This is a genomic window from Pseudomonas sp. ok266 (assembly GCF_900110195.1).
Taxonomy (GTDB): Bacteria; Pseudomonadota; Gammaproteobacteria; order Pseudomonadales; family Pseudomonadaceae; genus Aquipseudomonas; species Aquipseudomonas neuropathica.
In genome coordinates this window covers 261,487-281,411 of record NZ_FOCU01000006.1, presented here as the reverse complement: position 1 = coordinate 281,411, position 19,925 = coordinate 261,487, and the positions used below count along the sequence as shown (strand labels likewise).

Below are 19,925 nucleotides of genomic sequence, written 5' to 3'. Positions count from 1 at the left end.
GGGCGCGGTCGCTCGCCGCCGCCCTGACCGCCGTGCCGATCGGTCATGGCTTGGGCTCAAGCCAGGTGTCGACAACTCGGCGATCCAGCTCTTCCCAATAGGCCATGCCCAGCACCCGGGTGGTGTTAAGCCCGCGCAGGTAACCGCGCAACTGGTTGGCGGTGTCTTGGATGAGCTGCGGGTCGGTAATGCCTTTGTCCAGCAATACGCTTTCGTACTGAACCAGGTATTCGGCCACACGCTCGCGAAAATCGGGCAGAACGGCGTCACGGATCAGGTCAAACGTTCTCAAGGCGAACTCCTCACGGGCTGTTTTTCTCGTTGTGGTTGAGTGTGTAGCAGTCTGCACGTCACGCAACTATTGCTAGAAGTAATAGTGACCATCACGAAACGCAAGTTCTGCTTTGTCGGCATTCGGCGGAAAATCGCTTCCATCGAACACGCAGCTCAAGGAATTTGCGCGATGAACACCCTGACCCGACTGGCTTTTGTCGCCCTGCTGACAGGCGGCGCACTGTTCACAGCTCCGACTTACGCAGCCGACGCCGGGTCGTGTCACTTCCAGACCATCACGGGCAGCAGCGCCACGTTGCAGCATTCGCAAACCGTGGGTGTGTTGCTCAGCGAGAACACCCTGGACAACCTGCAATACCTTGAGCGTTACCACAACATGGCGGTCAACGGCGCGAAAGACGCGCTGGATTCGCGGATTCGTGAAGCGTTCGTCGACAGTTCCGATCCGGAGCTGGCCATCGACTGGCTGGTGAGTTCGCTGCAACAGCAGTTCTTGTCGGTGACCGTTTACGACAACCTTGATGCTTTGGTACAGGCGCATCCGGACGTGGTGGTGAAGCTCGACACCTTCAACCGCTTGCTGACGCAGCGCAACAGTCTGGTTGAAGCGCGTTTTACCGCACGCTTCTACGACGCCGACCTGCAATACATCGGCAAGGCAGAAGGCGCCGTCGAGAAGCAGTTGCCTTCGGTCTGGGTGCATAACCAGGCGGCACCGGCCATCGCTGCACAGATCGGCAAGCAGCGTGACCTGCAACTCAACGCGTTGAAGCAATTCGATGTGTCGCTCAAGGCGCTGGTGGCGTCGAGCTGATCACTTAAAACATAAATGGCGACGGCGGCTCCGTGAGGCTGAACCGTTGCCGGTTGAACCGAACCTTTATTTTCAGGATGACACCGATGCGTCTTTTATTTTTGCCCGCTCTGGCCGTTGCCTCTTTGCTGCTCGCCGGTTGCGCTTCGGCGCCGAACAATCCGAGCCTGACGTTGCAGACCAGCAAGACGCCTGCGCAGTACGCCGATTGTGTTGTGCCGAAGTTGCAGGGCAGTGCGTTGAATCCGACGGTTTCGCAGACTCAGCGTAGTTATCGGATTGTGGTGCCGAGCAAGATTTCTGCTGACAACGTGCTGGAGGCTTATAAGGCCGGTAATGGCGGCAAGGTGTTTATCTATGAGCGCCATTTGCTGGCTTCGAATCTTTTGCCTTCGAGTTTTGAGCGGGCGGCGCAGGATTGCATCTGATTTTGGCTTTTTTACGTATTGACTGAGCTCCTTTGGTTGGCCGCAACCAACCAATTTTTTGCCTCGCGCCCTTGTGTGGTTGCGGGGCTTTTTTTTGTTTTGGCTTGGCGGCCTTTGGGCCGACCATGCTCTGGGTGTTCTTTGTGAATATCCGTTTCTGCGGGTGTCGCCGCTGGCGGTTTCGCTCTTACAGCGACTCACTTTTCCAGACGCCGAAAAGTAAGCAAAAGGCTGGGCCCCGGCGTTCGGCCCGCTCGCTGGGGCTCGGGGTTCCTTCGCTCCGGGATCGATCCGGGCGCAGCGCCTACGGTTTGCTTCGCTGCACCTCCTCTCGCTGTGTTTGGCTTCGCCAAACGGTCGCTGCGCTCCCACACCCGGATCAATCCCTCCACTCAGCCTGCCGACGGGGCCGGTGCGTCAAGATCAAGAGCTGCAGCCGAGCTAACGCTCATCCTGTTGAGTGGTGAAGAGAGCGGGGTGGGTGCGGCTTTTGATTTGCTTCCGAATTTGAGTGCAGCTCGGTATTTCATGTCGGTGTATTTCCCGCAATCACCTCGGTCAGTTCCCTCTCCCTCCGGGAGAGGGTTAGGGTGAGGGGGCTTTTGATCTGCTTGTGGATTTGAGTTCGGCTCGGTATTTCACGTCGGCGTAGCTCTCGCAATCACCTCGATCAGTTCCCTCTCCCTCCGGGAGAGGGTTAGGGTGAGGGGGCTTTTGATCTGCTTGTGGATTTGAGTTCGGCTCGGTATTTCACGTCGGCGTAGCTCTCGCAATCACCTCGATCAGTTCCCTCTCCCTCCGGGAGAGGGTTAGGGTGAGGGGGCTTTTGATCTGCTTCTGGATTTGAGTTCAGCTCGGTATTTCACGTCGGCATGACTCTGGCAATCACCTCGGTCAGTTCCTTCTCCCTCCGGGAGAGGGTTAGGGTGAGGGGCTTTTGATCTGGGCTATGCAGTCGGTTGTTGTAAGATGCGGCATCTTCAACCTTGCGAGCAGCGAAAATGGATTCTCACTCGATATTGACCTTCACTCTGGTCGCCGCAATTGCCATCGCCAGTCCGGGGCCGGCGACGTTGATGGCGATCAATAACAGTCTGGCTCACGGGCAGCGCAGCACGATCTGGTCGTCGCTGGGCAATGCCAGTGGGCTGTTCTGTTTGTCGGCGGCGGCGATGTTGGGGTTGGGGGCGTTGTTGGCCAGTTCTGAAGTGCTGTTTAACGCGGTGAAGATCATCGGGGCCGGGTATCTGTTCTACCTCGGGGTCAAGCAATTGTTCAAAAAGGGGCCGATGCTGCCGGATGGGATTGAAGGTGAGGCGGGCAGGGTGCGACCGACTCGCGGCAAGCTGTACAAGTCGGCGTTCCTGACGGCGGTGACCAATCCCAAGGCGACGATGTTTTTTACTGCGTTGTTTCCGCAGTTCATTGATCAGGGCGCGGCGTTGCTGCCGCAGTTCCTGATCCTGACCTCGATCTTCATGGCGTTGTCAGTGTCGTCACTGAGTGTGTACGCCGCGCTGGCTTCGCGCGCGAAGGGCGTGCTGACCCGTCCGGCGTTGTCCCGTTGGGTCAGTCGTGTGGTTGGTTCGACCTTTATCGGTTTTGGCGCGGCGATTCTGACAATGCGGCGGCAGGCGGCTTAAAGCCATTTGTACCGGGCCGGGAGTCTCGCCACGAAGCAGGTTCCCGACTCGGCGCCTGAGGTCACGCTCAAGGTACCGTTGTGCGCCATCGCGATCTGCGAGGCGATATACAGCCCCAGCCCTAAACCCTCGCAACGTTGCCCGGCCTCGGCGCGGGAGAACGGTTCAAACAGCAGTGGCAGCAGTTGCGCTGGAATCGGTGTGCCCTGGTTGGTCAGGGAGATCACGATCTCGTCATTTTCCGCATACGCCTTGAGGACGATTGGCGCGCTGTTCGAGCCATGGGTGGCCGCGTTGCCCAGCAGATTGGAAAGCAATTGGCTGATGCGCAGCGCATCGCAATAAATGCCCGCCGGCACATCCAGTTCATGGATAAACACCGCTTTGGGATGGGAGACCTGGACTTCGGCGAGGGTCAATTGCAGGGTGTGCTGCAAGTCGTCCACCAACTTGCGCTGCACCGGAATCCCGCCACCCAGACGTCCTCGGGCAAAGTCGAGGATGTTTTCGATCAACACGCCCATGCGCACCGAGCTGTTGCGAATCGCCGCAATCAGGTTGAGTGAACGTTTGTCTTCGGTTTTGCTTTCCAGCAAGTCAGCGCTCATGCGCACCGCGCTCAGTGGTGTGCGCAAGTCGTGGCCGAGAACGGCGATGAATTGCTCGCGCAGGCGCCCGAGTTCATTGGCGTTGTTCAGCTCGATTCGGGTCGCTTCCAGATGGCGTTGCGTGTCCAGGTTCATGGCGATCAATTGAGCGAACAGGGTCAGTGTTTTGGTGATGGCGGGTTCGTCGATATTGGCCGGGACCGAGTCGATGGCGCACAGCGTGCCGAAGAAGTCGCCATTGGCTTTGACGATGGGAATGGAGATGTAGCTTTCCAGCCCATAGGTTTTCGGCGTGTGGTGCAGCGAAAAAACCGGGTGCGCACTGGCGTGCCCGAAGATCACCGGCTGCTTATGCTGGCGGATCTCGTGGCAGATGGTCGATTCAAGTACCAGTTCGCCACCGGGTTTGAGCCCGAAATCAATGGAGTCATCGACAGCGCATGCCACCCAGTTGCTTTCGGTGACCCGCGCGACTGCGGCGAAACGCATGCCAGTGAGGTGTTTGACCATGCTCAGGATGACTGGCACTGCGTCAATGCTGCGGATCGCGTCAATGTCAGGGGTAAAGGCCGGATTGGTCATGGCGCGATGCTTCGTGAAGAGTTCGCTCAGAGACTAACGGTTATTGCTGCTCATGACTAATGAAGAGGCCAGAAAGTACAAGGGCGCCGTGGCTTTCCCCGGCGCCCTTGTTTGTTGCTGATCAGAAGGTCAGCGACTCAGAACTTGTACTTCGCCGTCAGAATATAGCTGCGCGGGTTGCCGTAGTTGTCGTTGGAGCCCCACGTAACATTGGAGCCGATGGCCGAGTAGTAGACGCGATCAAAGATATTGTTCGCGTTGACCTGCAGATCCAGGTGTTTGTTGACCTCGTACCCGGCCATCAGGTCGGTGACCGCATAGCCGCCCTGTTCAAGGCGGTAGCTGCCGTTATTGGCCAGAGCGACGTCGTTGTACATGCGGCTCTGCCAGTAAACGTTGCCACCCACGCGCAAGTGTTGCAGCGGACCCTGGAAGCGATAGACGGTGGACACCTTGAACAGATGCTCTGGCGTGTCGGTTTCGAAACGTTGATTGTTGTTGGCCGGGTTTTCGTCCTTGATGTAGTGCGCGCGCGTATAGGTATAGCCAGCGCCGACCTGCCAGTTGTCGGTCAGCGCGCCTTGCAGTTCCATGTCCACGCCCTGGCTGCGTACCTTGCCCGATGAGCCGTAGCAGGTCAGGACCGGGCAACCGAACTGATTGTCGGCCTGGGTGGCACGACCGGTCTGGTCCATCTGGAACACCGCCAGACTGGCGTTGAGGGCGCCGTCGAAGTACTCGCCCTTGATGCCCACCTCGTAGTTTTCGCCGACGATCGGTTCGAGCACCTTGCCGCCGAGGTCCTTCTGGGTTTGCGGGGTGAAGATGTCGGTGTAGCTGGCGTACACCGAATGATGGTCGTCGAGTTTGTAGATCAGGCCGGCATAACGGGTCAGGTTACGCGTGACTTTGTAGTCGCCATCGGCCGTGCGGTCGTCGTAGTCGTACCAGTCGAGGCGGCCGCCGAGAATCAGTGTCAGCGGGTCGGCCAGGCTCAGGCGGGTGGTCAGGTAGACGGCGTCCTGAGTGGTGACGGTGCGGGTTTTGCCGTCCCGTACGAAATCAGGCTTGGGCGCGCCAATCGGCCAGGCCGTGGTGTACGGATCGTATTCCTTGGTGGTCGCGTCATACACCCGGTTGCTGGCGCCGACCACCAGTTCGTGGCTGCGGCCGAACGCTTCGAACGGGCCACTGGCGAACACGTCGAGCGAGCGCTGCTTGTCGGTGTGATGGGATTGATAGGCCGTGGTTTCCAGCGGGCCGGCGTAACGCGACAGGTAAGTCCCGGAGAACTCGCCGTCGAGGGTCGAGGACGAGCCGGCGACGTGCAGTTTCCAGTCGTTGTCGAAACGATGCTCGACTTCGCCGAACACAGTATCGATCTGCAGCTTGCGGTTTTCCCAGTCGGTGCCCGGGTAGGTGGAGCGGGGCAGGTCGAGGTGGTGGCCGTTGGTGCCGATCGGCAGGCCGCCCCAGAAATAGTTGGTCTGTTCGTTCTGACGCGAGAAGCCGAGGGTCGCGGTAGTGCTGTCGCTGAGGTCGGCTTCACCGATGGCGTAGAACAGGCCGTGGTCGTTTTCTTCCTTGTCGCGGAAGCTGTCGGCGCCTTGATAGGAACTGACCACCCGGCCACGCAGGGTGCCGCTTTCGTTCAACGGGCTGGAGGCGTCGATCTCGCCACGGTAGTCATCCCAACTGCCGGCGGCGCCGGTGAGGGTTACACGCTGATCGGCCGTCGGGCGTTTGCGCACCAGGTTGATCGCCGCCGAAGGGTTGCCGGCGCCGGTGACCAGGCCGGTCGCACCACGGACAATTTCGACGCGGTCGAACATCGCCAGATTCGGTTGCACCGCCATCGAGAACGGCGAATAGGAGCTCGGCAGGCCGTCGTACATGATGGTGTCGATGTCGAAACCGCGCGAGCTGTAAGTCTGCCGACCCGGGCCGCTGGCCTGACTGAGGAACAGTCCCGGCGTGCCTTTCACCACGTCGTTGATGTTGGTCATGTTCTGGTCGTCCATGCGCTGACGGGTGATCACTGTTACTGCTTGGGGTGTTTCGCGCATGGTCAGCGACAGCTTGGTCGCCGTCCGCATCGGGCCGGTGGTGTAGGACTGGGTGTCTTCGGTGGTGCTGCTCATCTGGGTCGCGCCGATTTCTGTCGCGTCCAGTTCCAGCGTGGCCGGCGCGGCTGTTTCAGACGTGGCAGGTGTTGCCTCGTCGGCCAGCGCCGGTGTGATGCTGGCCATGCAAATGGCGAGTGCCAACAGGTTTGGTGAACGGTTTGAGCGGCGGTGTATGGTGCAAAACGACATCAATCTGCTTCCCCAAATGATACGAAAACGAATCCAGTGCGAGTGCGTGTAGGAATTATTCGCATTAGTCTGTCAGATCATTCCGGGTGAAGAAAGGCGTACGGCTCAGTTAGTTAACGAATTTTTCACAATCGGGCGGGCGCTCTACGGCGCGGGTTGGCGCAGAGTCGTGGTTTTTCGGGGGCGAGATAGAAGCAAAACGGGCCGATCACAAACGCTTGTGATCGGCCCGCTGCTGAACGTGATGAAAGGGCTGTCAGTTCAAATCTTCAGCCTGGTGACGCTCGGGTACTTGGGTTGTTTCATCACCCCAGGTGCGATTGACGCGTTGCCCACGAACGACCGCCGGCCGCTGGGCGATGTCCTCGGCCCAGCGCTGTAAATGGGTGTACTCGTGAGCGGCGAGAAACTCGGCCGCCGAATAAACGTTGTTGCGCACCAATTGCCCGTACCACGGCCAGACTGCGATGTCAGCGATGGTGTAGCTGTCGCCGGCCAGATAGGCGCTTTCGGCCAGACGCCGGTCGAGCACGTCCAGTTGCCGCTTGGCTTCCATGGTGAAGCGGTTGATCGGGTACTCCATCTTCTCCGGCGCATAGGCATAGAAGTGTCCGAAACCGCCGCCCAGGTAGGGCGCCGAGCCCATCTGCCAGAACAGCCAGTTCAAGGTTTCGGTGCGGCCCGCCGGATCCTTCGGCAGGAATGCGCCGAATTTTTCCGCCAGGTACAGCAGGATCGAACCGGATTCGAACACACGAATCGGCGGCTCAACGCTACGGTCCAGTAGCGCGGGGATTTTCGAGTTCGGGTTGATCTCGACGAAACCACTGGAGAACTGATCGCCCTCGCCAATGCGGATCAGCCAGGCATCGTATTCGGCAGCGCTGTGCCCCAGCGCTAACAGCTCCTCCAGCATAATCGTCACTTTGACGCCGTTGGGCGTGGCCAGCGAGTAGAGCTGCAACGGATGCTTGTCGACTGGCAGCGTCTTGTCATGGGTCGGCCCGGCAACCGGCCGGTTGATACTGGCGAACTGGCCACCGGACGGGGCTTCGTTTTTCCAGACCTGGGGCGGAACGTACGGTGCTTTGCTCATGTAAGGGGCCTCATCTTGGCAAGTGGAAAAAATACCTCGCTGATAATAGACAGCACACCACAGAACCCGCTTCCTGATCCAGAGTGCGATTGATCGGTCTCATCAGTCATTTCGCGCGCAGGTAGCGAATCCATTCGCTGGCTTTTCTGAAACCATAAAAACCCAGGATCGAGACGGCGATGACCGCGATCATCGGCCCGATCACACCCAGCCCTGTGGTCATCTGGGCGTAGGCCGCGAGGGACAGGGCAAGCACCGCATAGCCGGCGAGGTACCTCCTGTAGGCGATCAAGAGCGTTGGCACCATCAGGACGACGAACAGATGAGTGGCGATGGTGATCAGGATTTGTGCGACCAATTGGACAGGCACGCTGCCCATGGATGCCTGAGCCATGGTTATCTCGGCGTCGTACAGAAACATCTGCAGTGAAATGACGGTTATTGCGGCCATTACCAGCGCAGCCAACGCCGCAATTTTTGAGCGTTTCATCTGATCTCCAACGGGTGAAGCAACGTCTGATAAATGAATCTTTCAGCCTCAGCGCTGCGGCCATTGATCCTTGATTTCAAACCACGGCGCCTTCGACGTGACTTCCACATGTTGCTGTTTTTCCGTGGTGAACGTCGTGTCGAGCGTGCCCAGCGCAACCGAGATTCAGCCGTTGAACTCCCCTTGATTGCTTGCCCAGAACAGCGACGAGCCGCAGTGCGTGCAGAACTGGCGTTGTACCGATTCAGACGATTGATACGACTTCAGATGGTCAGCACCTTCCAGCAACTCCAGGTTCTGGCGCTGCACGCTGCCATAGCTGGCAAACGCCGCGCCGTGGCTTTTGCGGCACTGGCTGCAATGGCAATGCGAAAGCGCCTTGGGCCGTGAACGGATCTGGTATTTCACCGCTCCGCACAGGCAACTGCCCCGGAAGGTCTGAGGGGAGGGCGTGAGCATTGTTATTGCGAATCCTTGTAGGTAATGGCTTGTTTCAAGGGGGCAGGTGACTGCGACAGAAACCCGGTAATCAGGGAAATCACCTGTTGTTGAATCTGCGCGCGTGGGCGGCCGCCCTCGCCATCAGTGCAGATGATGCTGTCGCCCGGTACATCCTCGTCGAGCATGGCCACGGCGCCAGGTTTGCAGATTGCCATGAAACTGAAGTGACTGGCGTCGCTGATCTCGACATAACGCGATGAGGTTTTTGGCAGACGTTTCGCGAGGTCGACGGACTCCAGTTCAGCGGGCAGTTCTTTCGACGGCACGCCAGCAGCGATCACCAGGATCGGCACGGGGTAGGCCGCGAGGCTGGCGTCGGTCATCCCGCGCGACAGGCCCAGATCCAGTGAAACCACGGCAGTGACGCGCTTGTCACGCCAGTCGGCGGCCAATTGAGCTTTCGCTTGCGCGGTGTTTGCAGTGTTCATTTGTTGGTAAGCGGTGCAACTGGCGAGTTGCGTGTGAACCTTGCAGTCTTCGGCAAAACGCTCGGGGTCAAAGCGCGCGCCGCCGGCTTCGAGGACCGTCCAGCCGCCGAGCGAATGGCCGACTATGGCAATGCGATCCTGGGTCACTGCGCCGAATTTCTCCGGTTGCGCCGTCACCGCATCAATGGCGCGGCTGAGGTCAACGGGGCGCTGCCACAACTGCGCTGCGGCTTGCGGGCTGCGATCACGGCTGGTGGTGCCGGGGTGGTTGACCGCTGCGACGATGTAACCCTGACGGGCCAGCGCGCTGGCCAACCACGTCTGGTTGATCCAGCTCCCGCCATTGCCGTGGGATAGCACAACCAATGGATGCTCGCCTTTGGCGGCCGGGGCGTTGAGCACCGCAGGGGCGCCGACGAATACCGGGTTGTCGCCGAACAATTGTGGTGTCGCAGCGGTGGTCGCACTCGGGTACCAGACGACCATTTCTACCGGGCGCTCATTGCGCGGATCCGCCAGCGTGGCGTACTGGAAACCAACGGGTTGGGCGTCAGCGAAGGCGTGGCTGCTCAAGCAGATCAGTAGTAGGGCACCGAGCGTTTTTTTCATTGTTGTTATCTTCCGTGATAGGCCGATTGGGCGAGGTGGACTTTGCCCGATTTCGCGCGCTTCAGCGAGCCTCTTTGAACCCAGAATCTTAAACATTTTCCATAGGCCAGCGCGTGGCCAGATGCGCTGTCAGATAATCCAGAAAGGCTTTGACCTTCGGCGTCATCGCCGCGCGTTCTTGCACGCAGGCATAGATGTCCATTGGCTGGACGACGCTGTGTTCAAACAGCGGCACCAGTTGCCCGGTCGCCAGGAAAGGCGCTGCAACAAACTCCGCCAGTCGCGTGATCCCTGCACCGTGAACCGCCATTTGCGCCAGTGCATCAATGTCATCACTGATGGCGGTGGCGTTGACAGGGGCGTCGAAACGCTGCCCGTCGCGGATAAAACTCCAGCGCAGAAAACGCCCGTCCAGGGGATAACGAAAGGCCAGGCAGGCATGGTTTTGCAAATCATCCGGCGATTGCGGCCACCCGGCACGCTGCAGATAAGCTGGCGCGGCGCACATGATGAAGGGCAGCGAAACGATCTTGCGCGCGACGATGCCGTCCTCCAGTTGCGGTTTGATCCGCAGGCTCAGGTCGATACCGTCCTGGATGTGGTTGATCTTGCCGTTGGTGGTGGAGAGTTCGATGAGCAGGCGCGGGTGCAGTGCGCCGAAACCGGCAATCAGCGACGCCAGTACGTGGCGGCCGAACGCCGATGTCGAGGCGATACTCAGCCGACCCTGCAAATGGGTTTCATCGCTGCTGATCGAGCTTTGTGCCGATTCCAGATCCGCGGCAATCCGGCGGACTTTCTCGTAGTACACCGCGCCGTTTTCGGTGAGCGCCATGCTGCGCGTGGTACGTTGCAACAGACGCACGCCAAGGTGCGCTTCCAGCCGATTGAGCGTCTGGCTCACCGCCGCCGCGCTCACGCCCAGGGTCTTGGCGGCGCCGACAATCGAGCCGGCTTCGACCACTTTGATAAAACAGGCAATCGCCGTCAGCAGGTTCATTCATCGTCCCGTTGAGGGTTGATTCGTAAGTTCTGCTTTATAAAGTACCTGCGATTAACCGTCTAGTTGCAGCAGAAAGGCTTTGTTAACGTGCGGGCTCCCTGTCAATGGATGGAAAAGCCATATGAATCAACCGACAAGCTCTGAAGCCCTGATCATCAGCCGTCGCAAACTGTCGCCACGTGCTACGCCTTATGTGTTTGCGCTGTACATGGCGACGATCATGGCGTTCCTGATGTCGTTGGTGATCACCGCTGCCAATTCGGGCATTGATAACAACTACCTTAGTAATGCCTTGCACGCCTATAAGCTGGCGATGCCGGTGGCGTTCCTGTGCATCCTGGTCCTGCGGCCGATCGTGATCAAACTGGTGGCGTTCACGGTGCATCCGCATCGTTGAAAGCCTCCGCGTCATCAGTGGCTGTTCTACCAACTTCGTGAGCAGGCTCGCTCCCACATTTGCAACTCAATTCCCAGTGGGAGCGAGCCTGCTCGCGAATGGACTCACCACCGATCGACAGGTCTTGTGGGGAACTCAGAAAAACAAACAAGGATTGGCCTGAGGAAACCAATCGAAACTTCGCCAACAACCCAACTGTCCAGACCCTTACACCTCCCGGCGGATGTGCTGTCGGGGCAGCTCCATGCAGCGGAGAAAGACGAGGATCGAGATGACGATGACAGTGGGAGATTTTCTGGTTGAGCGGCTCAGTGAATGGGGTGTTACGCGAATTTTTGGTTATCCGGGCGACGGCATCAACGGCGTGTTCGGCGCGCTGAGTCGGGCCAAGGGCAAAATCGAATTCGTTCAGGCGCGGCATGAAGAAATGGCCGCGTTCATGGCCTCGGCGCATGCCAAGTTCACCGGCGAGCTGGGTGTGTGCATCGCCACGTCCGGCCCGGGCGCCTCGCACCTGATCACCGGCCTCTATGACGCGCGCATGGACCACATGCCGGTGCTCGCCATCGTCGGTCAACAGGCACGCACGGCATTGGGCAGCCACTATCAGCAAGAGCTGGATCTGGTGTCGATGTTCAAGGATGTCGCCGGGGCATTTGTGCAGCAGGCGTCGGCGCCTTCGCAGGTGCGGCATTTGCTTGATCGCGCAGTGCGCACGGCCGTGGGCGAACGGCGGGTAACCGCGCTGATCCTGCCCAACGATTTGCAGGAGCTGAAATACGAAGCACCGGCTCGCGCCCATGGCACCGCGCATTCCGGCGTGGGTTACACGAAACCCAAAGTACTGCCTTATGACGAGGATCTGCAGCGTGCCGCCGAGGTTTTGAATGCGGGCGAGAAGGTCGCCATTCTGGTTGGCGCCGGGGCATTGCAGGCGACCGATCAAGTCATCGCCGTGGCGGAAAAACTCGGTGCCGGCGTCGCCAAGGCGCTTCTGGGCAAAGCCGTGTTGCCCGACGATCTGCCTTGGGTCACCGGCAGCATCGGCCTGCTCGGCACCGAACCGAGCTACAAACTGATGAGCGAATGCGACACTTTGCTGATGATCGGCTCGGGTTTTCCGTATTCGGAATTTCTGCCCAAGGAAGGCCAAGCGCGCGGCGTGCAGATCGATTTGCAGCCGGACATGCTCAGCCTGCGTTATCCGATGGAGGTCAATCTGGTCGGCGACTCGGCGGAAACGCTCGCCGCGTTATTGCCACTGCTCGAACAGAAAACCTCCAACAAGTGGCGCAAGAAAATCGAAGGTTGGCGCAGCAGTTGGGAGAAAACCCTCGAAAGACGTGCGATGGCCAAAGCCGACCCGGTCAACCCGCAACGGGTGGTGTATGAGCTGTCGCCGCGCCTGCCCGATGCTGCAATCATCACCAGCGACTCCGGCTCCTGCGCCAACTGGTACGCCCGCGACCTGAAAATACGCCGTGGCATGCAGTGCTCGTTGTCCGGTGGTCTGGCGTCCATGGGCGCCGCTGTGCCCTACGCGATTGCCGCCAAATTCGCCTATCCCGAACGTCCGGTGATCGCGCTGGTGGGTGACGGCGCAATGCAGATGAACAACATGGCCGAACTGATCACCGTCGCCAAATACTGGCGGCAGTGGGCGAGTCCGAAATGGATCTGCGCGGTGTTCAACAACGAGGATCTCAATCAGGTCACGTGGGAGCAGCGGGTGATGGAGGGCGATCCGAAGTTCGAAGCGTCGCAAAGTATCCCGGACGTGCCTTACCACTTGTTCGCCATTTCCATTGGCCTGAAAGGCATCTTTGTCGATCGCGAAGAAGACGTCGCCGCTGCGTGGGAAAAGGCACTGGCCTCGGAAGTGCCGGTGGTGATCGAGTTCAAGACCGACCCGAACGTGCCGCCCTTGCCGCCGCACATCAAGCTTGAGCAGGCGAAGAAATTCGCCACGACATTGCTCAAGGGCGATCCGGATGAAGCCGGGGTGATCGTGCAAACCGCCAAACAGGTGCTCGGCGCGGTGTTACCCGGGAAAAAATAACCGGTAAACGCACAGGTTTGATCGTTCCCACGCTCGGCGTGGTAATGCAGCCCGTGACGCTCCGCGTCACTGGACGCGGAGCGTCCCTTGAGGCATTCCCACGCAGAGCGTAGGAACGATCAGGCAGGAGAAACCCGGAGGTGTGCTTTTGATTTTCATCGGTTGTGCCGGCTGGAGTCTGGGGCGCGAACACTGGCCGGTATTTCCCCTGGAGGGCACGCATTTGCAGCGCTACGCCACGCGACTCAACGGCGTGGAAATCAACAGCTCGTTCTACCGTCCGCATCGCCGGCAAACCTATGAGCGTTGGGCCGATGGCGTACCGGAGGCCTTCCGGTTTTCGGTGAAAACGCCCAAACACATCACCCATGAGTTACGCCTGGCAGGTTGCGAGGCGGCGCTGGACAGGTTTCTGGCTGAATGCGGCGGTCTGGGCGAACGCTTGGGCTGCTTGCTGGTGCAGTTACCACCTTCGCTGGCGTTTGACGCCGCCAGCGCCGAAACCTTTTTCACGACATTGCGCGAACGGTTTTCCGGCGCAGTGGTGCTCGAGCCAAGGCATGAATCGTGGGTCAGCGCTGAGTCGATATTAATGACTCACCGGATCGCCCAAGCAGCAGTCGATCCTTCGCGCATCCGCCGTGATATTTCGCCAGCCGGTTGGACGGGAACCCAGTATTGGCGCCTGCACGGCTCACCGCGCATTTACCACAGCGCCTACGATTCACCTTATCTGCAACACCTCGCACACGCCTTGCTGTCAGCGACCGCTGCAGGTGCCACGACCTGGTGCATTTTCGACAATACCGCCAGCGGCGCGGCGCTGGGCAATGCCCTGGCGCTGGCGACGCTGACCTCCGCTTGAATCAGGCCGACAGGTGCTCATACAGAATCGTCGCACCGACAATCATCAGCACCACGCCCCCGACGATTTCCGCACGCTTGCCAACCACAGCACCGAGCACTCGGCCGAGCATCACGCCAATAGTCACCATGGTCATGGTCGCCAGACCGATCGCCGCTGCCGCGACCCAGATGTTCACGTCGACAAACGCCAGGCCGACGCCGACCGCGAGGGCATCGATGCTGGTGGCAAACGCAGTAACGGCGAGAATCAGGAAGGAGTGCGAACCGGGTTTTTCTTCCTCTTCTTCTTCGTGTTTCAGACCGTTGTAGATCATGTGCAGGCCGAGAACCAGCAGCAGGGTGAAGGCGATCCAGTGGTCCCATTCAGCCACCCAGCGAGTGGCTGCCTGACCGATCAACCAGCCGATGATGGGCGTGATGGCTTCGATCACGCCGAAGATCAAACCGGTGCGCAGGGCTTCGGTGAGGCGTGGTTTGTGCAGGCTGGAGCCTTTGCCGATGGCGGCGGCGAACGCATCCGTGGACATGGCCAGAGCGAGGAAAATGAGGGAAACAGGATTCACGGGGGCACACTTCCAGTCGGGCTATGAGTCAACGACACAACCACACGCCCGACTTTAGGCATGGCTGTGTCGTCGGTCTCACCAACCAAAAGGTGTTCGCACCACGGCATGTTGCCGAGAATGTTGATACGAACGCTTCCGAAAGGCTCGGAAACAGGCTACTCCCCAACGAGGCTGCGGATCTTAACAGGTCGATATGAAAATTTCGTCAAAACCATTGCGCCTGACGTCAGGTGCAGCACGTCACGCGGGTTTCTCGTTGATGCGCAATTCAGCACACAAGCCCCCCTGCGGCAGGTTGTACAGCTGCAAGGTGCTGCCGACCTTGCTGACGATCATCTGCACAATCGCCAGGCCCAATCCGGCGCCATTGGCGTGGCCGTGGCTGTAGAAACGCTCAAACAGACGCGCGTAGTCGGCTTCGTCGATGCCGGGACCAGCGTCCTCGACACTGATGTACACCGCGCCGGATGCCTGCGGCTGGACCTGCACGCGCACTTCGCTGCCCGGCGGCGCGAAGTTCAAGGCGTTGGTGACCAGATTCTGCAGGGCGATGGCCAGCGCCACAGGGTCGGTTTCGACCGGGCAGTGATGATCGCTGTCGAGAATCAGTTCGACGTCCTTTTCCCAGGCCAGTGGCGCCAGTTCAGCGAGTTCTTCGCGCACCAGCGCGGTGAGTTCCACCGGACTATTTTGCGGGTTGGCCAGGCGCGGCTCGATGCGCGCCATGGTCAGCAACTGGCTGGCAATACGGGTCGCGCGGTCTACGGCGCTGACCAGAAACTCCAGCGCTTCTTCGCGTTGTTGCGCGGTACTGGCAAGCTGCGCGTTTTGCGCATGGATGCGCAGGATCGCCAGCGGCGTGCGCAATTCATGGGCGGCATCGGCGATAAAGCGGCGTTCGCGGGCGAGCAGATTGTCGATCTGCTGCAGCAGGCGATTGAGCGCGGTTTGCATCGGTTCAAGGTCGTGGGGCAGGGGCCTGAGGTTCAGCGGCTTGAGGCTGTCGGTGTTGCGCCCGCGAATGGTCTGCGCCATGGCTCGCAACGGTTGCAGCCCCCAGCCAATCGTCAGCCAGATCAGAACCGTCAGCACTGGTACGCCGATCACGCTCGGCCACAACGTGTGGCCAACAATACGCTCGATCAGATCCTGCCGAATGTCATCGCGTTCACCCACCCAGATCAACAACCCTTGCTGCGCGTCCTTGAGCAGAAAGGCGCACCAGTCGCGGCCGTTTTCCATCAGATCATGAGAACCGAGGGTGGTCGGCGGCGCAGTAAGTTCCGGTGCTTCGGCCGAGCGCATCAGCAATTGCCCGTCGCTGCGCCAGACCTGAAAGGTCAGACGGGTTTCGTAGGGATGTGCTGCCTCGCCATCGCCGACCCGGCTCATCGCTTCATCGAAGGCCTGATGCAGCCGCTGCCAGTCGTTATCGCCTGGGGCGCGTTGCGCCAGCACACCCTGAAGCAGGCGTGCGCTCTGCGCCAGTTGTGCGTCGTAGACCTCTTCGATTTCATGATGGCTGTCGCGCAATACCAGCCAACTGATCAGCACATCGCCCATCAACACCAGGATCAGCACCGGTACCAGAATCCGCGCACGTATCGAGATCATGCTTTGCCCGCCACCACGTAACCGACGCCGCGCACGGTGCGGATCAACTCGGTCGAGAGTTTTTTGCGCAGGTTGTGGATCAGCACTTCGAGGGTGTTGCTCTCGACCCGTTCCTGCCAGCCATACAGCACCCCCGAAAGACGCTCGCGGGTGACGACTTTGCCAGGCCGGGCCAGCAGTTGATGCAGCAGTTGATATTCCATCGGCGTCACCACCACCTCGTTGCCGTGCCAGGTGACTTGTTGACTGACCGGATCAAGGCACACGCCGGCATGTTCCAGCACCGGTTGCGCACGGCCCTGACTGCGCCGCAGCAAGGCGCGGATGCGCGCCTTCAACTCATCGACATCGAACGGTTTGATCAGGTAGTCGTCGGCACCGGCGTCGAGGCCGGCGATGCGTTCGGCGGTGCCATCGCGCGCGGTGAGGATCAGCACCGGCAAATCCTGCTGCTCGCCGCGCAATTGCTGGAGCAAGGTCAGGCCATCGAGGCGGGGCAGGCCAAGGTCGAGCAGCAGCAGATCGAAGCTTTCACTGCGCAGCGCATGCAAGGCACTGACACCGTCCTGCAGCCAGTCGAGGGTGTAGCCTTCGCTGCTCAGGGCAACGCGAATGCCTTGTCCGAGGGCACGATCATCTTCGACCAGAAGCAGGCGCATGGGCGGTTCTCTGTGAACAATAGGGTGTTGGATGGGCGGCATGATGCCGCCACACATCGCGCCGTGGCAGGCTATCCGACGGGAAAGATGTAACGACTCGTTGCCAACTAAGCTTTCGCTAAGGTTGCTTTTGCACAGTGAGGCCTTCCTCATCCCGCGAGAGTGATTCCATGCGCAAACTGCTGCTGTTGTCTTTGATCATCGCCAGCCCGTTGGCCGTCGCCGGCCCGCAATGCACCACCGCCGAGCGCTCGCAATGGCAAGACCAGAACGCCTTTCAGGAACAGCTGAAAGCCCAGGGCTACGAGATCAGCAAGTTCAAGGTCACCGACGGCAACTGCTACGAGATCTACGGCTTCGACAAGGACAAACGCAAGGTCGAGATCTACCACGACCCGGTCAGCGGTAAAGCGGTCAAGACCGAGATCAAGGGCTGATGCCGGACGCATCCCTGCGCCTGTGGGATCCCGTGGTACGGCTGTTTCATCTGTCGATCGCGGGCGTCTTCGTCGCCAATTACTTCTTCAATGAGGCCGGTGATGACTGGCATGTCTGGCTCGGCTATTACGCCATGAGCTGGATGTCGGTGCGGATGGTGTGGGGATTCGTCGGGCCGCGCAGTGCACGCTGGACGGACTTCTGGCCAACGCCATCGCGTTTGCTCGGCCATGCACGGTCGTTGCTGGCCGGGCGGCCCGAGCATCGCTTCGGCCACTCGCCGATTGGCGCGCTGGTGATGATCCTGATGTTGCTGGCATTGCTGACCATCGGCCTCAGTGGTTGGGCGATGGAGGAGGTCGACGCTTTGTGGGGCGCCGATTGGCCGCTGCTCGTACACGAACGCGCTGCCGATGGTTTGCTGATTTTGGTCTGCGTCCACATCGCGGCTGCTGTGTTTGAAAGTTTTCAGGTTCGCGACAACTTGCCGTTGTCGATGCTCACAGGACGCCGTCGCCGATTGCCGGATGATTCGACGCGCTGACAAGGATGTCTGCCCATTGTTAACCCTCTTGTCCTTGCCGCGAGTCTCCTATGCGTGCGTTGTCCTTTCGCTTGACATTTACCCTCGGCAGCCTCGCTGTGTGCCTGATCTTTCTGACGGCGTGGCGCAGTCATCCGACCCACGTGCTGGCGCCATTCGCGCTCTCGACTGCGCCAGTTGATGCCGCGCAGCCACCTTCCGAGCCGATGTACAGCAGCCGTTTCGTCTCCTCGCAACTGGACGATTTTGTTCATTCGTCGTCGGTCACCGCGCTGCCCGGCGGCGACCTGATGGCGGTGTGGTTTGCCGGCTCGCGCGAAGGCGCTGCCGACGTGCAGATCCGCACGGCGCGGTTCGACGCGAAGACGGCGGAGTGGGGCGCCGAACACGTGTTGGCGACCCGTGAATCCACCCGCGACGGCACGCGCCGTTACATCCGCAAACTCGGTAACCCGGTGATCGCCCTCGCGCCGGACCAGCGTTTGTGGATGTTCTATGTCTCGGTGTCCGTTGGCGGTTGGGCGACCAGTGCGATCAACGTGATGGTGTCCGAGGACTTCGGGCGCAACTGGTCGACGCCTCGACAGTTAGTCACCTCGCCGTTTTTCAACATCAGCACGTTGGTGCGCGCCGCGCCGGTGTTCCATGCCGACGGCTCGATAGGTTTGCCGGTGTATCACGAATTCATGGGCAAGTTTGCCGAATACCTGTATCTGAGCGCGGACGGCGCGGTGATCGATAAATTCCGCATCAGCCGTGGCAAGCACTCGTTGCAACCGACCATCGTGCCGCTGGACGGCCACCGCGCCGTGGCGATGTTGCGCTATGCCGGCGAGACCCATCATCGCGTGCTCGCCAGTCGCACCAATGACGCCGGTCAGACCTGGAGCGAACCGTATCCGTTGGAACCGGCCAACCCCAACTCGTCGCTGGCGGCGGTGGGCACGGCTGACGACGGCTTGCTGGTGGCGCTCAACGATTTGCAGGACGGCCGTTTCAAACTCAGCCTGTACGGCACCGATGCCAACCTCAACGATTGGCGCGCCGTCATCGATCTGGATCAATCGCCCGATCCGCTCGGCCAGCCGTTCGCCCCCGAAGCCTACAAAGCGATCATTGGCGAAGGCTTCCGGGCCTCCAGTGGCGCGCGCCGCTTGCCATTGGAGCAACGCTTTCTGAGCAATCTCGATTACCGCGTGTGCAAGCCACGCGGCTGTGATTTCGAGTACGAATACCCGTATTTCAGCCGGGGTTCGGACGGTCTCTATCACCTGGTGTATTCGTGGAATAACACCTTTATCAAACATGTCAGCTTCAACGATGCGTGGCTGGCGGAGCGCCTGTGATGATGTTTCCCTGGCAAGCCCATTTCAGTTTCATCCTGCTCGGTTTTGTTTTGCTCAGTGCGCTTGGCCTGGCCCGGCGCTGGCGGCCGTGGCTGCTGCCGTTGTTGGCATTGGCCAGTTTTGTCCCGGTCAGCGAGCTGCCGCTGGCGGCCTATGTGCGCAGCTTTACCGACGATCTGGCGATCACCACGCTGGTGTTGCTGTCCTGGTTCAGCCTGCTGCGCCTGGGCGTGGTTCAGCCGTTGCCCACGCTCAAACGGGTCCAGGTGCTGGTGCTGTTTGGTCTTATGGCACTGATCCTGTACCCGGCGACGATGGGCCTGACCTATGTCGATCCGTACCGCTGGGGCTTCAACCCGCGACCGATGATTGTGCTGATCGGGCTGATCACACTGGCGCTGTTGTGGCTGCGCAACGGATTGGGCGTAGCGATGCTGGCGCTTGGCACGCTGGCCTTCGCGCTGCGCCTCAAAGCCTCAGAAAACTATTGGGATTATCTGATCGATCCGCTGCTGGTCGGTTACTGCCTGGTCGCCGGCGCTGCGTTTTGCATCCGCGAAGTCTGGCGCCTGTTGCGGCCGGTCTTGGCCGTGCCGACATCTTCAAACTGAATCACGACACTGA

General features: G+C 59.9%; 20 protein-coding genes, 1 pseudogene and 1 riboswitch. Of the genes and pseudogenes, 10 read left to right on the top strand and 11 right to left on the bottom strand.

Features of this window, described 5'->3' with window-relative positions; translation table 11 throughout:
• Positions 1-43: 43 nt before the first annotated feature.
• Positions 44-292: a hypothetical protein gene (locus BMY54_RS13340; protein ID WP_093433206.1), complete on the bottom strand. Its 249-nt coding sequence runs from the start codon at positions 290-292 to the stop codon at positions 44-46.
• A 171-nt stretch (positions 293-463) separates the two neighbouring features.
• Here BMY54_RS13340 and BMY54_RS13335 point away from each other — a divergent pair, with 171 nt between their 5' ends.
• The 3 genes from BMY54_RS13335 (at position 464) to BMY54_RS13325 (ending at position 3,179) form a co-directional block, all read left to right on the top strand.
• Positions 464-1,108: an ATPase gene (locus BMY54_RS13335; RefSeq protein ID WP_093433203.1), complete on the top strand. Its 645-nt coding sequence runs from the start codon at positions 464-466 to the stop codon at positions 1,106-1,108.
• 86 nt (positions 1,109-1,194) lie between these two features.
• Complete coding sequence (locus BMY54_RS13330) at positions 1,195-1,536, top strand: hypothetical protein (RefSeq protein ID WP_093433200.1); 342 nt, start codon at positions 1,195-1,197, stop codon at positions 1,534-1,536.
• Between the two features lie 1,001 nt (positions 1,537-2,537).
• The gene (locus BMY54_RS13325; protein WP_093433198.1) at positions 2,538-3,179 is read left to right on the top strand and encodes a LysE family translocator; all 642 of its coding nucleotides are present in this window, start codon (positions 2,538-2,540) and stop codon (positions 3,177-3,179) included.
• Here BMY54_RS13325 and BMY54_RS13320 read toward each other — a convergent pair.
• The 7 genes and pseudogenes from BMY54_RS13320 to BMY54_RS13290 form a co-directional block, all read right to left on the bottom strand.
• Positions 3,176-4,369 (bottom strand): GAF domain-containing sensor histidine kinase, encoded by a 1,194-nt coding sequence (locus BMY54_RS13320; RefSeq protein WP_093433195.1) that lies wholly within the window; start codon positions 4,367-4,369, stop codon positions 3,176-3,178. The genes BMY54_RS13325 and BMY54_RS13320 overlap by 4 nt on opposite strands.
• Positions 4,370-4,506: 137 nt before the next feature.
• A complete protein-coding gene (locus BMY54_RS13315) occupies positions 4,507-6,684 on the bottom strand; it encodes a TonB-dependent siderophore receptor (RefSeq protein ID WP_093433191.1) in 2,178 nt (725 codons plus the stop codon).
• 256 nt (positions 6,685-6,940) lie between these two features.
• Positions 6,941-7,780: a glutathione-dependent disulfide-bond oxidoreductase gene (yghU, locus tag BMY54_RS13310; RefSeq protein WP_093433188.1), complete on the bottom strand. Its 840-nt coding sequence runs from the start codon at positions 7,778-7,780 to the stop codon at positions 6,941-6,943.
• A 106-nt stretch (positions 7,781-7,886) separates the two neighbouring features.
• Positions 7,887-8,270 (bottom strand): hypothetical protein, encoded by a 384-nt coding sequence (locus tag BMY54_RS13305; protein ID WP_093433186.1) that lies wholly within the window; start codon positions 8,268-8,270, stop codon positions 7,887-7,889.
• Positions 8,271-8,318: 48 nt separating this feature from the next.
• Positions 8,319-8,729, bottom strand: a pseudogene (locus BMY54_RS13300) (GFA family protein).
• A 2-nt stretch (positions 8,730-8,731) separates the two neighbouring features.
• Positions 8,732-9,808 (bottom strand): alpha/beta hydrolase family protein, encoded by a 1,077-nt coding sequence (locus BMY54_RS13295; RefSeq protein ID WP_093433183.1) that lies wholly within the window; start codon positions 9,806-9,808, stop codon positions 8,732-8,734.
• An 88-nt stretch (positions 9,809-9,896) separates the two neighbouring features.
• Positions 9,897-10,808, bottom strand: coding sequence for a LysR family transcriptional regulator (locus tag BMY54_RS13290; RefSeq protein ID WP_093433180.1), 912 nt, complete (start codon positions 10,806-10,808; stop codon positions 9,897-9,899).
• Between the two features lie 124 nt (positions 10,809-10,932).
• Here BMY54_RS13290 and BMY54_RS13285 point away from each other — a divergent pair, with 124 nt between their 5' ends.
• The 3 genes from BMY54_RS13285 (at position 10,933) to BMY54_RS13275 (ending at position 14,132) form a co-directional block, all read left to right on the top strand.
• On the top strand, positions 10,933-11,208 hold the full coding sequence (locus BMY54_RS13285) for a DUF2798 domain-containing protein (protein WP_093433177.1): 276 nt from the start codon (positions 10,933-10,935) through the stop codon (positions 11,206-11,208).
• A gap of 271 nt (positions 11,209-11,479) precedes the next feature.
• Complete coding sequence (locus BMY54_RS13280; protein WP_093433174.1) at positions 11,480-13,267, top strand: thiamine pyrophosphate-requiring protein; 1,788 nt, start codon at positions 11,480-11,482, stop codon at positions 13,265-13,267.
• 148 nt (positions 13,268-13,415) lie between these two features.
• On the top strand, positions 13,416-14,132 hold the full coding sequence (locus BMY54_RS13275) for a DUF72 domain-containing protein (RefSeq protein ID WP_093433589.1): 717 nt from the start codon (positions 13,416-13,418) through the stop codon (positions 14,130-14,132).
• Between the two features lies 1 nt (position 14,133).
• Here BMY54_RS13275 and mntP read toward each other — a convergent pair whose 3' ends face one another.
• The 3 genes from mntP to BMY54_RS13260 all read right to left on the bottom strand — a co-directional run bounded on the left by mntP (position 14,134) and on the right by BMY54_RS13260 (position 16,973).
• Complete coding sequence (gene mntP / locus BMY54_RS13270; protein ID WP_093433172.1) at positions 14,134-14,697, bottom strand: manganese efflux pump MntP; 564 nt, start codon at positions 14,695-14,697, stop codon at positions 14,134-14,136.
• 6 nt (positions 14,698-14,703) lie between these two features.
• A riboswitch (yybP-ykoY riboswitch) is annotated at positions 14,704-14,876 on the bottom strand.
• Between the two features lie 64 nt (positions 14,877-14,940).
• The gene (locus tag BMY54_RS13265) at positions 14,941-16,314 is read right to left on the bottom strand and encodes an ATP-binding protein (RefSeq protein ID WP_093433170.1); all 1,374 of its coding nucleotides are present in this window, start codon (positions 16,312-16,314) and stop codon (positions 14,941-14,943) included.
• A complete protein-coding gene (locus tag BMY54_RS13260; protein ID WP_093433168.1) occupies positions 16,311-16,973 on the bottom strand; it encodes a response regulator in 663 nt (220 codons plus the stop codon). Before BMY54_RS13260 ends, BMY54_RS13265 begins: the two co-directional genes overlap by 4 nt.
• A 170-nt stretch (positions 16,974-17,143) precedes the next feature.
• On the opposite strand from BMY54_RS13260, the gene BMY54_RS13255 reads away from it, so the two are divergent.
• The 4 genes from BMY54_RS13255 to BMY54_RS13240 are packed head-to-tail and all read left to right on the top strand — an operon-like array spanning position 17,144 to position 19,912.
• Complete coding sequence (locus BMY54_RS13255) at positions 17,144-17,410, top strand: PepSY domain-containing protein (protein ID WP_093433166.1); 267 nt, start codon at positions 17,144-17,146, stop codon at positions 17,408-17,410.
• A complete protein-coding gene (locus BMY54_RS13250) occupies positions 17,410-17,955 on the top strand; it encodes a cytochrome b/b6 domain-containing protein (RefSeq protein ID WP_093433164.1) in 546 nt (181 codons plus the stop codon). Before BMY54_RS13255 ends, BMY54_RS13250 begins: the two co-directional genes overlap by 1 nt.
• A gap of 50 nt (positions 17,956-18,005) precedes the next feature.
• Positions 18,006-19,301: a sialidase family protein gene (locus BMY54_RS13245; RefSeq protein ID WP_093433161.1), complete on the top strand. Its 1,296-nt coding sequence runs from the start codon at positions 18,006-18,008 to the stop codon at positions 19,299-19,301.
• Complete coding sequence (locus BMY54_RS13240) at positions 19,301-19,912, top strand: hypothetical protein (RefSeq protein WP_093433159.1); 612 nt, start codon at positions 19,301-19,303, stop codon at positions 19,910-19,912. The genes BMY54_RS13245 and BMY54_RS13240 overlap by 1 nt, the downstream gene beginning before the upstream one ends.
• Positions 19,913-19,925: the final 13 nt, after the last annotated feature.